Below are 14,812 nucleotides of genomic sequence, written 5' to 3'. Positions count from 1 at the left end.
CGGTATTCACGGCTTTTCCTCCATGCTGGTTTTTCAGACGGCCTTAACAACATTACCGATATTTTAGTTAGATAGGGCCGTCTGAAAACAGTTCGCGCTTGTTTTGCCAACCGTTTTTCAGACGGCCTCCAATTGCCCTACTTATTTGGCTGCACGCTCTTTGGCTACGTCGGCTGCTGAGATTTGTCCGCCGCCGTTGTCGAAGCTGTTGAGGATGTAGGTCAGCACGTTGGCGGTATCTTCGTCGTTTAAGGCCATAGCAGGCATTACGCTGTTGTATTCTTTGCCGTTGACGGTGATTTTACCGCTCACGCCTTTTAAGACGGCATGGATACCGCGTTTGTGGTCGGCTTTCAGGTAATCAGAATTAGCCAGCGGAGGGAACGCGCCTTCCACGCCTTTGCCTTCCGCGCCGTGGCAGGCCATACAGTTGGCGTTGTACACGGCTTTACCAAGCTTGATTTGGTCTTCCTTGCCGGCCGCTTTTTCGGGGCCTGCGGCCACTTGTGCAGCTTCGCTGGCGGTTAAGGGTACGGTTTGGATGGTGCCGCCTTCAGGCTGGTAAACGGTATCGCTCATTTTGCCCGAATAAATTTCTTTGTTGGCAGGGCCTTCTACTACCAGTTGACCCAATGCGCCTTTGTTAAACGCACGGAAAATAGAGTGGTCAACCAATGTGAAGCTGCCGGGAACATCCAGTTTGAAGTCAACGATGGCTGCACCGCCGGCAGGCACCAAAGTGGTTTGGATGTTTTCGTTAATCAGTTTGCCACCTTCCACATAAACTTTATCGAAGATTTCGCCGATCACGTGGAAAGAAGACACTAAGTTGGGGCCGCCGTTACCCACATAAATCCGCACGCTTTCGCCTACCTTGGCTTTCAGAGCGTTATCACCGGCAATCGAACCGACATGGCCGTTAAATACCACATAATCGGGCTGTTCTTTAATGGCTTTTTCCATATCGAAAGGTTGCAGGCCGCGTTCGCCGTATTTGCCTTTGGTATAGAAGTCGCCCTGTACCACATAGAATTCTTTGTCCACTTTCGGCAAGCCTTCTTTAGGCTCGACCAAAATCAGGCCGTACATACCGTTGGCGATGTGCATGCCCACAGGGGCAGTGGCGCAGTGGTAGATATACAGGCCGGGCTGCAAAGCTTTGAAGCTGAAGGTAGAAGTATGGCCGGGCGCGGTAAAGGTGGCTTCCGCACCGCCGCCGGGGCCGGTTACGGCATGGAAGTCGACGTTATGCGGTACGGTAGAGCTGGGGTGGTTGGAGAACTGCACTTCCACTTGGTCGCCTTCGCGCACACGGATGAATTGACCCGGCACTTGACCGCCGAATGTCCAATATTTGTAGTCCACGCCGTCGGCCATTTTCATGACTTTTTCAATCACTTCCATTTTCACAACCACTTTGGCGGGGTAGTCGCGGTTAACGGGCGGAGGCACTTCGGGAGCGTGTGTCATCACGGCATCAATCACCGGCAGATCGCCTTGCGGTGCTTGTGCATCGGCTTTTTGCTGGGCAGATGCGGGTGCTGCGGTGTCGGCAGGTTTCTCGGCTGCTTTTTGACCGCAGGCGGAAAGTGCGAAAGCAGAGGCAATCAAGGCGGTAAGAATGTGATGTTTCATGGCAGTTTCCTTTTTTGTTGTTCCTCTTACCAGAGTAAGCGGGTTTTATCGAAAAACGGTTTTTTACTATTTTTCACAGATTATGTACGAGCGCGGAAACCGATATGTTGATTTGAATCAATTCAGTCATAAAATATGAATCTTTAATACCCGAATAATACTTTGGAACTAGCTTTCAGACGACCTGACTAATCCTTTCTATCTACCCTTCAACTTATTGTTATCGAAAGATTAATTTTTGACATACATCAGAAAACCTGAAGAAAACAACCAAGATTCAACATCCTGCATCAATTTAACCTGCATACCATACCTTTTTTAATTTTCTCATGCTACAATCTTTAACATTCATATTTTATGAATTTTTTAAACCACCCAAAACAACACAAACACAGGAGCGTAAAATGGGACAGTATAAAAAGCTCTGGTACTCGCTGATTGCGGTACTGACCATTACTTTCTCCATCCTCGGCTATTTAGGTGTCGAGGTTTACCGGCAAGTGCCGCCGATTCCCCAAGCCTATGTTTCTGCTTCGGGCGAAACAGTCATGACCGAACAGGATATTCTGGCCGGCCAATCCGCATGGCAAAGCACCGGCGGTATGGAGCTGGGTTCGATTCTCGGCCACGGCGCGTATCAAGCCCCCGACTGGACGGCCGACTGGCTGCACCGCGAGGCCGAAGCATGGCTGGATATTACTGCGGGCAAAGAGTTCGGTAAGAAATACGCCGAATTGGATAAAGCGGCACAAGCGAATATCCAAGCGCGTTTGGCCGACGAATACCGCAACGGCAGCCGTGTCAACGATCAAGGCAAGGTGGTGTTGTCCGACACCCGTATCGAAGCGATCAAGCAGGTTGCGCCTTATTACATCACGCTTTACGGCGACGATCCTTCGATGATTAAAACCCGCGAAGCGTTTGCCATGAAAAACGGCACGCTGCCGAGCGAAGAGGCACGCCAAAAGCTGACCAACTTCTTCTTCTGGACTTCGTGGGCATCTTCCACCAACCGTCCCGACCATGATGCGACCTACACCAACAACTGGCCGCACGAGCCTTTGGTCAACAACGTGCCAACCACCGAAAACTACATGTGGTCTTTCGCCAGTATCGTGTTCCTGCTGCTGGGTATCGGCTTGCTGGTATGGGGCTTCTCGTTCCTGAAGAAACACGACGAAGAGCCGAAAGCGCCGACTGAAGATCCTTTGTCGAAAATTACGCTCACGCCGTCTCAAAAAGCATTGGGCAAATACGTTTTCCTGACCGTTGCTTTGTTTGTGGCGCAAGTGTTGCTCGGCGGCGTTACCGCTCACTACACCGTAGAAGGCCAGCATTTTTACGGCATCGATATTTCACAATGGTTTCCATATGCCCTAGTGCGTACATGGCACATTCAGTCTGCAATTTTCTGGATTGCCACAGGCTTCCTGACCGCGGGTTTGTTCCTCGCCCCCATCATCAACGGCGGTCAAGACCCGAAATTCCAACGTGCAGGCGTGAATTTCCTGTATATCGCCCTGTTTATCGTGGTGCTGGGTTCTTACGGCGGCAACTTCTTGGCCTTGAGCCACGCCATTCCTGCCGATTTGAACTTCTGGTTCGGCCATCAAGGCTACGAGTATCTTGATTTGGGTCGCTTCTGGCAGATTCTGCTGATGGTAGGCTTGCTGTTGTGGCTGTTCCTGATGCTGCGCTGCACCGTGAATGCGTTCAAACAAAAAACCGACAAAAACATGCTCGCCATTTTCGTCGCTTCTATGGCAGGTGTCGGCTTGTTCTACGCGCCCGGCCTGTTCTACGGCGAACACACCAGCCTGACGATTATGGAATACTGGCGTTGGTGGGTGGTACACCTGTGGGTGGAAGGCTTCTTCGAAGTATTCGCCACCGCCGCATTAGCCTTTATCTTCTTCAACATGGGCTTGGTATCGCAACGTACCGCCACCGTAACCGCTTTGGTTTCCGCCAGCCTGTTTATGGTCGGCGGCGTGCCCGGCACGTTCCACCACCTTTATTTTTCGGGAACCACCACGCCCGTGATGGCCGTAGGCGCGTCGTTCTCTGCTTTGGAAGTGGTGCCGCTGATTCTGCTCGGCCGCGAGGCCTACGAGCATTGGTCTTACCAACACACTTCGCCGTGGGCAAAACGCCTGCGCTGGCCGCTGATGTGTTTCGTAGCCGTGGCATTCTGGAACATGGTCGGTGCCGGTGTGTTCGGCTTCCTGATTAACCCGCCGATTTCCCTCTATTACCTGCAAGGCTTAAACACTACTGCGGTGCATGCTCATGCCGCCTTGTTCGGTGTGTACGGTTTCTTGGCACTGGGCTTCGTACTGCTGGTTGCCCGCTATATCAAACCGAATATCGAATTCAGCGAAAGCCTGATGACATGGGGCTTCTGGCTGCTCAACGGCGGCTTGACGCTGATGATCATTACCAGCCTGCTGCCCATCGGTGTGATTCAGTCTTATGCCAGCATCACCCAAGGTTTGTGGTATGCCCGCAGCGAAGGCTTTATGCAGCAAGAGTTGCTCGATACTTTGCGCTGGATTCGCACCGTTGCCGACTTAATCTTCATCGGCGGTGCGTGCTGCGTAGCATGGCAGGCAACCAAAATGGTGTTCAGCCGCGATAAGTAAGCTGTTGCTTTCATCAATATCGTCATGAAGCAATAAGGCCATCTGAAAAAAGTTTTTAGCGAAGTTCGCAAAACTCACTTTCAGACGGCCTTTATCCGTTCAAACACTTAACAAGCCCAACCATATATTGATCAATAATCTGGAATCTCTTTTCCCTCTTCAATGCTTACCGCCGGCAAACTCATCGTAAACCCAACGAGGCCGTCTGAAAAACCGTTTTTCATTTAAAACGTAAAAAACTGCCCGCAACATAATTTGAACTTTTTTCCCGACCCGCACAAACAAGGCTGCTTCATTGTCGGCAAACAGACGGTGGGATCAATAAAATACCACTTTTCATCGATATTAACGAAAGCCGATAACTCTTGGTGCTGCTGCTCATGCCCCGCCGAATCTCTAAAATAAGCCGTAAACGCCACCTGCGCGTGCCTTTTTCCTACCGAGCGGTGATGATGAACCTTCAATCCCAGCCAATGCGTATCCCTGCTCCATTGCCCGATTTCAGCTTTATTGAGCAAACATTGCTGGGCGGGCACGGTTGTGGAAACAATGTATCAACCAAATGAAGCACATATGCACTATAACGCGAACTCATCAAAGCCTCCGCCGTAGTCGGATTATGCCGACCGGCATGGAACGGCTTGCAGCAATCTTTATAAGCGGCTCCCGATTGACAACAGCAAAGCCCTTCCTCTTCTTTTTCATGATCGGCAGGCACATGATCATTTTGATTTTGTTTCATTTCCAATCTATTCATCAATTTGTTTCACCCTAAAGCAGATTATCCAATCTCTTTACCTAAATCCGGGGCACTTATTTTGCGGCAATCTCAAGCAACCGATAAGCCGCTTGTATAAGTCGATCAACTTAACTTTTACTGCGGCGTTGCTGCCTTATATTAAAAACAGGTTGGCTGACTATCCTGCGCTTTGAACTGCATCCACATCTGGAGATTGTGCAAAGGTTTCAAACTAAAATGCCGTCTGAACATTTTCAGACGGCATCTCAACCTGTTTTGCATTAACGCTCACGCAAAGCCTGCTTCATGCGGGTAATCGGTTTGATCAGGTATTGGAAAACGGTTTTCTCTCCGGTTTTCACATCCACCGTCGCAACCATACCCGGAATAATCGGCATATCTTTGCCGTTGCGGTCTTTCAAGCTGTTACTGTCTGTTTGCACCAAAATACGGTAATAAACCTGATTCGGGTCAAGTTTCAAATCGTTGGCACGGGCCTGATTGCTGCTGCTTACGGTATCCGGGCTGATTAAGGTTACTTTGCCGTCCAAACCACCGTAAATTGCATAGTCATAAGCACTCACTTTCACAACCGCCGGCAAGCCCGGGCGCATAAATGCAACATCTTGTGGGCGGATATACGCTTCTACCAGCAGTTTGTCGTCTAAAGGCACAATCTGCAAAATATCCTGCCCCACATTCACCACGCCGCCCACGGTGTTGATTTGGATATTTTTCACAATCCCGCGCATCGGCGAACGGATCTGCGAACGCTCTACCGGGTCTGCACGCATTACCATATTTTCTTTGGCTTGCGCCAATTCGGATTCAGCCTGCACCAGTTCGTTGTTGGCATCGGCCATATAGCGGTTTTTACGCTCGGCAATCTGCAAAGCCAAATCACTTGATTCTCTGCGCATTCTCAACAGTTCAACTTCCGACACCACGCCTTGAGCCACCATCGGAGCAGTGATGCTGATTTCTTTGTCCAGGGTCGCTTTACTGATGCTCAAATTATGAATGGCTTCGGTAACGGAACGACGGCGCGCCATAAAAGCAGCTTGCTCGCGTTGTTTCAGTTCGTCGCTGATGCCCTGAGGAAAGCTCAAATTCGTACCGTAAGCCTCTGCCTTCAATCTGGCGATCATGGCCTCCAAGTTTTGAACTTTGGCCTCGCTTTCGCGCAAAATGGCCGAACTGCGGGTATCGTCGAGTTTGAGCAAGACCTGATCTTTTTCAACAATATCCCCTTCTTTTACCAGCATTTCCGTGATAATACCCGGATCCAAACTCTGCACTACCTGCTCGCGGCTGCTGGGAATAACATTACCCTGTCCTCGGGTTACTTCTTCAATCGGGCTGTTATAAGCCCAAATAACAAACACCACCAAAAAAACGAAAAACAGGATAATGATCCAAAACTGCCCACTGTGTTTTTCTTTCTGCAATGCGGCATTGAGATCATTCACCAATGCCAAATCTTTGGATTTAATATTGTTTTCACTACTCATAATGACAATTACCTTTTACGGTTTGTTATAGGCCGTCTGAAAAACACAGAGCCGGCATTATTTATCATGTTTTTATCGCGTCAGATGCATTGCTTATGCGGCAGACTCAATCTGTTTTTCAGGTTTGTTTTCGCTTTGCATCAATTTTTGCAATACCAGATCACGCGGGCCGTCCATAACGATTTTGCCGTTATCCATCACAATAATGCGGTTAACAATCTGCAGCACTTGAGGACGATGGGTTACTACGATCATGGTACGGTCTTTCGCCCACTGCGCAACCGCATTCAAGGCCATGCGTTCGGTAGCCTGATCCAACCCCGTGGTCGGCTCATCCAACAATACCACTTTGGGATTTCTCAACGTCATTCGGGCCAATGCGATAATCTGCTTTTGACCTCCCGACAAACCCAAGCCGTCTTCGCCCAAAGGCATATCCAAACCTCGGGGATGGCTGCGGATAATACGGTCTAAACCAAACCGTTTCAAAGCAATCAATAAATCTTGGTCGGTCGAATAACCGTCTGTTCTGGCCAAATCCATATTCTCGCGCAGCGTACCTAAAAACAGGCGCGGAGATTGGCTTAACAAAACAACCTGATTACGCAGAAAATTCGGGTCAAGTTGGCGCATATCGACACCGTCGAGCATCACACTGCCTTTTTCAGTGTCATACAAACCGCTGGCCAATTTCAGCATCGTGCTCTTGCCGCTGCCGATACGCCCGAGAATACCTACTTTCTCACCCGGTCGGATATTAACGCGCAAATCAGTTACTGCCGCATTACCTTCCTGCTGATATTTGAACGAAACATTTTCAAAGGTAATGTTGCCCTGCACATGATCCAAAGTAATGTACTGACGCTCAGGGCTGCGCTCGATCGGACGCTCGACAATATTATTTACACCCTCCAAAGCAAGCTTGGCCTGCTGGAAGCGTGTAGCCAAACCCGCAATCTGCGCCAAAGGAGCCAATGCACGGCCGGATAAAATAACCGATGCGATCAAAGCACCCATTGTGATCCGCTCCGCCGGATTATCGGCATGTATCAGATAAGTACCCAACAAAACCAAAAATACCGTATTGAGCTGCTGCATACCGGTAGCAAAGTTAATCATAAAGTTGCTGGTATCTTTTACCTTAATGGATGAAGCAGATGTTTTTGCCGTATATTCGTCCCAACGCTGTTGCGCCCAAGATGTGGCATTGTTGGTTTTCAGGGTTTCAATACCTTCTATTGCTTCTACGGCCAAACCGGAACGTTGTGAAGATTCTTTCATCGACTCGTTGATGTGCCGCGAAAGAGGACGCTGAACCAGCAACCCGACAATAACCACAATCGGAATAATGGTTAACGGAACCAATGCCAGTTTTCCGCCTACAATCCCGATAACGGTAATAAACAGCAATAAAAACGGCAAATCCACCAGCGTCAGCAAACTTGCACTCGTCATAAACTCACGCACGGATTCAAATTCACGCAAGTTATTGGCGTAAGAACCTGCTGAAGCGGGACGGTCGGCCAAACGCAATGCCATAACACGTCTGAATAAAGCAGAACTGATAATTAAATCTGCTTTTTTACCTGCAATATCAGTCAAATGCCCGCGAATCATTTTGGCTGCAAACTCAAATGTAATGGCCAATATCACGCCTATACTCAGCACCCACAATGTTTCATAAGCTTGGTTCGGAATAACCCGGTCATATACGTTCATAACGTACAGCGAGCTGACCAAGGCTAAGAAGTTAATGATGAATGTCGCCAAAATAACCTGATAGTAATAACTTCTAAAACGCCAAATCACTTTCCAAAACCACGATTTCGGCAAGTGATATTCCGGCAGGTCTGAGCGCACGTCTGAAACCATTTTAGGCTTGATGAACCAACAATAGCCTAAATAAAGAATGGCAAGCTGATCATGATCCAACACTTGAGCGAGCCCGTCTGATTGGCGGACATGGTATTTTCTGTTTTTCCCGGCACCTTCAATTTGGGTAATTACGGCAGCCTCTTCATTGTGAAGAATCAGCACCACGGGAACGGCCAAAGAAGGTATTTCTTCCAAACCGCGCTTGGAAAGTGTATTTTCAAATCCATGACTTCTCAAAACTTCAGAAAGGGAATGAAAATTCACATTCAGTTTTTTATCCCGCACAACTTCTGCAGAAAGCGCCGCTTCAGAAACAGGCACGCCCAACAGGCGGGTAGCCAAAGCAATGTGTTCGATAATAGATTTCATGGTAATGTTTTCACATAAATGATTTATTGAATTTTATAATTTAACGATTTACACCCGCCCAATTGGCAACTTGCGATTGAGAAACCAAATATTCCAAAGCTGCATCTCTGAAATCGTTACGGGCATTCACATTTTCCTGTTCGATATTTGCCAACTCGTTATACGCACCTAAAACGTCCGTCAACGTGCGGCGCGCTATTTTGAATTGCAATTCGTACGATTTCACCACTTCTTTTTGGGCAATGATATGTTGGGCCGTGATATCGGCTCTTTGCTGGCTTTGTGCCATATCAATCTCTGCCGTTCGGGCTTTTTCGGTTACTTCCCTTAAAATCTGCTCGGATTTGGAATCTGCCGCAATTAACGCTTGAGCATTTTTTTCGACGTTATGTCTGGAAGCCATATCCAAAACATTCCAAGAAAGGTTCAGATAAAGTTCTTTAGTGTCTTGCGTTGCCATCCCTTCAAGATTAATGGCAGGCAAACGAGCCGCTTTAGATACGTCTAATTCGGCTTTCACACTTTCCCGTTCAGCTTGCTGGGCCAGATAGGAGGGATTAAGTGTTTTTTCTTGATTACTGTATTTTCCGACCAATGCTACTGCAGAATCGCCGGCAAACGGGTCTTTTAAATCTTTGGGAGATATTGGCTTGGAGGTATACTTTGCCAACCGGCTCAATGCTATCTCCATTGTTCTTTGCAGGTGGGACATGGCCGTCTGAACCTGCAACTGTCGGGAACGCGCCTCAACCAATTCGGATCTGCGCCCCCCATCATATTGAACGATAATACTGAGATCTTTTAGAAGATGGTTATGCCGGTTTAAACTTTGACGGCTGACATCCAAAGATTCTTTGGCACGCAAGGCAGTTAGATATAACTTGCCTATCTCGCTGCCAAGCTGTTCCTGTGTTTCAAAAAATTTGTGGCCATAATAAATTTCTTTATTTTTATCGCGCCTTACTGCTGCTTGTATGCCGCCCCAAGAATAAATATTGAGCGAACCTCTGACACCCAGCCCGCTGTCTCTGTCATTGCTGCTGTATTTATGTTTTTGTTTGATCATTTGGGTTCCCGTAAGCGCCAAAACGGGATAATGGCCTGCACGGGTAGCTTTGGTTATGCTTTGGGCTGCGCGCTCATTAGCCTTCGCCTCTAATAAAGCAGGGTCGGCCACTAATGATTTCTGCAAAATATTTTTGAGCCCTTGAGCCGAAGCAGGCTGCAAGCCTAAAAATATTAACATTGGAATAACCGATAATATTTTCAGTTTGCGGGGCAAGGGTAGCGAAGACTTATTATTTTTCATTTTTCAAATCATCGTAATATCTGAGCATTTACTTTATCTGTCCAAGTAAATAAAATTATTCCAATTTCGGAATTAATACTAACTTTGTTAGCATAACACCATATTTAACATTTCTCAGCAACTGTAAGATAAAAGGTAGGTAAAGTACACTAAAAGTACACACTATACGAAATAGTAATCAAATTTACAGTCATTCAAATTCAAGCGTGCCAAATCTGTAAAACTTCTCCCTTCTTACTGCCTATACCGCCCCTCCGCCCATCACCACATACCGCATACAAATAAATTCACCCATACCCCAAAAGCAATTTAGGCTGTGTTTTTGGGGGATTATGCAGATAACAATTTAAGGAGGGTGAAAGTGAATCTTAGCTTTCCTGTTTAAAACAATGGTTCAACGATTGGGCTGTATATGCAAAATACTCTAAAGGCCGAGAGAGGCCGTCTGAATGTTTTTCAGACGGCCTCTCTCGATTTTATTAACATTCCAATGCTTTATGCATAGCCATGTGACACTTACTTACTGTTGCGCGGCCAGAAAAGCATCTAATTGCTCGGCAGTGGGCATCCCGCTTTGCGCTCCGGCTTTGGTTACAGATAAAGCTGCGGCAGCATTGGCTTTTCGTGTGGCTTCCGCCATACCCAAATGATAAAAGACGGCAAAGGCACCGTTAAAGGTGTCTCCCGCTCCGGTTGTATCGACGGGGGAAACTTTAAAACTGGGCTGTGTATGCAGCGTACCGTTTTCATCGTTATAAAGTACACCTTCACTGCCACGGGTCATCAGCACAGGCACGCCGGCCTGCTTAATCAGGTCTTCGACAGGTGTGTTTTCCGGAAGGCCGAGACTGATGGCCAATTCGTAAGCGTTGGGAGTAAGCAGCGTAACCAACTCAAGCAATTCGGCCGGCAGCTTTTGTGCAGGTGCGGGGTTGAGAACAAATGGTTTGTTATGCTTACGGGCAAGCTTGGCCGCGGTAATCACGCAATCCATGGGTATTTCCAGCTGGCTGAGAATGATGTCCGCATCGGCAATACTGGCTTCACAGGCTTCGATGTCGGCCGGAGTTATGCCGAAATTCGCACCTGAAACCACTATGATATGGTTATCGCCCTCTGCCACAGTGATATTGGCCATACCGGTAGGCTGGTCGGACAATGTTTGAATGTGGTCGGTACAAATACCCTCTTTCGCAAGATGGATAAGTGCTTCGCGGCCGAAACCATCATCACCTACGGCACCGATCATGCACACCTCTGCCCCCAACCTTGCAGCTGCAACAGCCTGGTTCGCACCTTTACCGCCCATAAAGCGGTTAAACGATGTGCCCAGCAGGGTTTCTCCGGGATTGGGGAAACGGGGCGAGCCGGTAACCAAATCGATATTGATGCTGCCGATAACAGTAATTTTGGGTGTTTGCATGGTATTTCCTTTATGGTTTTGCATGATATGGCAAATATCGAAAATAAACTTAATCCGATGCGTCGTGCCACTCCGTTTACACAGGAGTCATGACCAAAGCATTCAAGCGGCACCGTAAATTGATTTTCTGCACGAATATGATTGCAGCCTGCAAACTGCCGTTGCGTATTTGTAAGTAAGTTTATCTATTTGCCGTAGGCAGATTAATTAGGGAATACAGTTACCTATGCTGCTTGGCGAGAACCGAAGCGGCATAATCGCAGGAAGCCGTAAGGCGGATATTGTGTTTTGCCGCTTCCGCCACAGCTTCTTCTACTAAAATGCGGGCCAGTCCCTGACCGCGGTAAGCAGGAGAGATTACCGTATGGGTAATATTCCACAGGCCGTCTGAAACATCGTATTTCAGATGGCCTGCTTCTTCTGAATCTTTCGATAAAATAAAAGTATTTTGCTCAGGCAGGTGTGTAACTGTGTTCATGGTAACTCCTTATGATGCAGCTTTGTTGTGCCGCCGGCGGCTTTGCTCAAAATTTATGTTGATTTCTTAAACAACACTTAGATAAGCGGTTGACACGAAAAGGCGTTAAAGCAGCCTACTACGGACATTTCTGTGTAAGTATAATTTTTGCCAGATATATCGCCTGCTAGTGTTGCTACACCTTAGTTTAAAAATCGCCGTGATGTCAGGCTTTCAGGCGGCAACCATCATAGGCAAGATGGCGTTTAAAAGCAAATTTTATAAAACATGCTGCGGCGCAAACAGAAAACTATTTTTTAATCAATGCCATCACTCGTCTCCAATGCTTCAACCAGCAGACATTGATGTAGTATGAGACCTTTGCCCCCCCATGATGTGGATGCAGTTCAAGGCGTAGCAGCACAGCGGGTGCAGACATATCATATAGACAAGCAAACGAGCGAGCAGCGCACAACACAGAAATGCGCCACAGATGGGGGTTTTGCAAAGGTCTCAATATGGCCATACCTTGGCTAGAAAAGAACAATCCTATCATCAGCGAAATACCGACAACACCACTACCGTGCGCCAAGAGCATTTGGCTTCGTTTTAAAACTTTATGCCGTCTGAAAAGGGTTTATGAGCAACAAATAACTTAGTCAGAAACAGCATGAGGGCATAGTTAAACCACTTACTCAATAAATGCTTCTTCATGCTCGGGCTTAACCCGATTATCCCAATACAGTTTGAAACTGAAGATACTGGTCTCTAGCCTGAGTATGACGTATGTAATTGTGCATCAATTCATTGGCCTGTCTGTCGGCAACAGCTTCAATATAATGATTTGCTTAAAATAAAAATAGTTCACTTCCGATACTCCGGTTTCCCCGAGTTGAGAAGTGAACTATTTTTAGAACACCGGCTTGAAAAGCAACATTTATTCAGCGCAACAAGCCTGCTGTTAAATATCGCCTTGAGCCTTCATTTTTTCGGCACCGAACTCCAATCTGCTTAAGGCAGAAAGATAGGCTTTGGCAGTAGCCACCAACACATCGGTATCCGCACCCTGACCGTTTACAATACGGTTTCCACGAGTCAGGCGCACTGCCGTTTCGCCCTGACTTTCCGTTCCTTCAGTTACGGCATTTACTGAATACAATAATAATGTCGCCCCGCTTTGAACCACACTTTCAATGGCTTTAAAAATAGCATCAACGGGCCCTGATCCGGTAGCCGAAGCTTTGTGTTCCACACCGTTTGCCGTAAATACCACTTCGGCAACAGGCTGCTCTCCGGTTTCGGTAGTAATTTTTTGCGAAACCAATTTGTAATTGTCATGTGACAAATTTACCATTTCGTCAGATACCAAAGCATGCAAATCTTCGTCGAAAATTTCACGTTTCTTATCAGCCAATTCTTTAAAACGGGCAAATGCAGCATTCAAGGCTTCTTCGCTACCCAACTCGATTCCCAATTCAGACAATTTCGTCTTAAAAGCATTACGGCCGGAAAGCTTGCCCAAAGTTAACCGGTTGGTTGCCCACCCTACCGACTCTGCCGACATAATTTCGTAAGTTTCGCGGTGTTTCAGCACACCGTCTTGATGGATGCCCGATTCATGGGCAAACGCATTGGCACCTACAACCGCCTTGTTTGGCTGTACCGGATAACCCGTAACCGTAGATACTAATTTTGAAGCGGAAACAATTTGAGTCGTGTCTATACCTGTTTCTAAACCGAACACATCATGGCGCACTTTCAAAGCCATAACGATTTCTTCAATCGCCGCATTACCGGCACGCTCGCCCAATCCGTTCACAGTACATTCCACTTGGCGTGCCCCGCCGCGCAAAGCAGCCAAAGAGTTTGCCACAGCCAAACCCAAATCGTTATGGCAGTGAGCCGACCAAATTACTTTGTCGCTATTAGGGGTTTTGGCAATCAGTTCACGGAAAAACGCTTCTGTGCGGTGAGGGATCGAATATCCTACGGTATCAGGAATATTGATGGTAGTTGCGCCCACCTCAATAACCGCCCCGCAAATTTCCGCCAGAAAATCAACTTCGGAGCGCAAAGCATCTTCACATGAAAATTCCACATCATCGGTATATTCTTTGGCAATTTTTACCGCTTTAACAGCCGCTTCGATCACCTGCTTCGGCTTCATCTTCAACTTATGCTCCATATGAATGGGGCTGGTAGCGATAAATGTATGGATACGGCGTTTTTGCGCAGGTTGAATTGCTTCTCCGGCTGCACGGATATCACGTTCCACAGCACGGGCAAGCGAGCAAACTGTTGCACGGCTGAGAGATTTGGCAATTTCATTGACTGCTTCGAAATCCCCCGGACTCGCTGCCGCAAAACCTGCCTCAATCACGTCGACACCCAATCTTTCCAGTTGGCGGGCAATACGGATTTTCTCCTCTTTAGTCATGGCTGCGCCCGGTGATTGCTCACCATCACGCAATGTCGTGTCAAAAATAATAACGCGGTTGTTATTTTGTGGCATGGTTTGCTTCTCCAATGAAGTTTTTTGTTTTAAAAAGGCATTTAAATCCAAAGGCCGGCCTTGCGATTCAGCCAATGCTGTCAGCTTTTGCAGCTGAGCCAAAGGAAGCGAACCACGGATGCGCCATTTATAAATAGCTGCAGTGCTCGCTGCATTTTCGGGGTCGTGTTCTCTCAATGCTTCGGCGAGCGCATTCACGCCGCCGAAGTAAGCGATTAAACGGTCAATGTCTAATTGCATGGTAAACCTTGTCTAATAGAATTTTTTTGTTAACAGCATGGTGCGGATTATACACAAATAAGACAAAGTGGCAATTAAATATTTTTAAAAACTAATAAAA

The 14,812-nt window shown here is 47.4% G+C and carries 9 protein-coding genes and 1 pseudogene; 1 reads left to right on the top strand and 9 read right to left on the bottom strand.

Annotation, left to right across the window (positions count from 1 at the left end; translation table 11 throughout):
* Positions 1-141: 141 nt before the first annotated feature.
* The gene (nirK, locus tag AKG43_RS08655) at positions 142-1,635 is read right to left on the bottom strand and encodes a copper-containing nitrite reductase (protein ID WP_054600174.1); all 1,494 of its coding nucleotides are present in this window, start codon (positions 1,633-1,635) and stop codon (positions 142-144) included.
* Positions 1,636-2,039: 404 nt separating this feature from the next.
* Between nirK and AKG43_RS08650 the strand changes: the two genes are divergently transcribed.
* A complete protein-coding gene (locus AKG43_RS08650) occupies positions 2,040-4,277 on the top strand; it encodes a nitric-oxide reductase large subunit (RefSeq protein ID WP_054600173.1) in 2,238 nt (745 codons plus the stop codon).
* 224 nt (positions 4,278-4,501) lie between these two features.
* Here the strand turns inward: AKG43_RS08650 and AKG43_RS12400 are convergent.
* The 8 genes and pseudogenes from AKG43_RS12400 to AKG43_RS08620 all read right to left on the bottom strand — a co-directional run bounded on the left by AKG43_RS12400 (position 4,502) and on the right by AKG43_RS08620 (position 14,712).
* Positions 4,502-5,019, bottom strand: a pseudogene (locus AKG43_RS12400) (YchJ family protein).
* Between the two features lie 278 nt (positions 5,020-5,297).
* A complete protein-coding gene (locus AKG43_RS08645) occupies positions 5,298-6,527 on the bottom strand; it encodes an HlyD family type I secretion periplasmic adaptor subunit (RefSeq protein WP_054600172.1) in 1,230 nt (409 codons plus the stop codon).
* A 93-nt stretch (positions 6,528-6,620) separates the two neighbouring features.
* Entirely contained in the window at positions 6,621-8,771 is a 2,151-nt protein-coding gene (locus AKG43_RS08640) for a type I secretion system permease/ATPase (protein WP_054600171.1), read from the bottom strand.
* Positions 8,772-8,811: 40 nt separating this feature from the next.
* Entirely contained in the window at positions 8,812-10,017 is a 1,206-nt protein-coding gene (locus tag AKG43_RS08635) for a TolC family protein (RefSeq protein WP_054600170.1), read from the bottom strand.
* Positions 10,018-10,600: 583 nt separating this feature from the next.
* Positions 10,601-11,503 (bottom strand): ribokinase, encoded by a 903-nt coding sequence (gene rbsK / locus AKG43_RS08630; RefSeq protein WP_054600169.1) that lies wholly within the window; start codon positions 11,501-11,503, stop codon positions 10,601-10,603.
* A 220-nt stretch (positions 11,504-11,723) separates the two neighbouring features.
* On the bottom strand, positions 11,724-11,981 hold the full coding sequence (locus AKG43_RS08625) for a GNAT family N-acetyltransferase (RefSeq protein ID WP_054600168.1): 258 nt from the start codon (positions 11,979-11,981) through the stop codon (positions 11,724-11,726).
* A gap of 289 nt (positions 11,982-12,270) precedes the next feature.
* A complete protein-coding gene (locus AKG43_RS13350; protein WP_231718143.1) occupies positions 12,271-12,516 on the bottom strand; it encodes a hypothetical protein in 246 nt (81 codons plus the stop codon).
* Positions 12,517-12,921: 405 nt separating this feature from the next.
* The gene (locus AKG43_RS08620) at positions 12,922-14,712 is read right to left on the bottom strand and encodes a 2-isopropylmalate synthase (protein WP_054600167.1); all 1,791 of its coding nucleotides are present in this window, start codon (positions 14,710-14,712) and stop codon (positions 12,922-12,924) included.
* Positions 14,713-14,812 lie beyond the last annotated feature (100 nt).

Origin of the sequence: Neisseria sp. 74A18 (assembly GCF_001308005.1) — a bacterium.
In the GTDB taxonomy this organism is placed as follows: domain Bacteria; phylum Pseudomonadota; class Gammaproteobacteria; order Burkholderiales; family Neisseriaceae; genus Neisseria; species Neisseria dumasiana.
The sequence above is the reverse complement of the archived record's forward strand: the minus strand, read 5'-3'. Positions and strand labels throughout refer to the sequence as shown.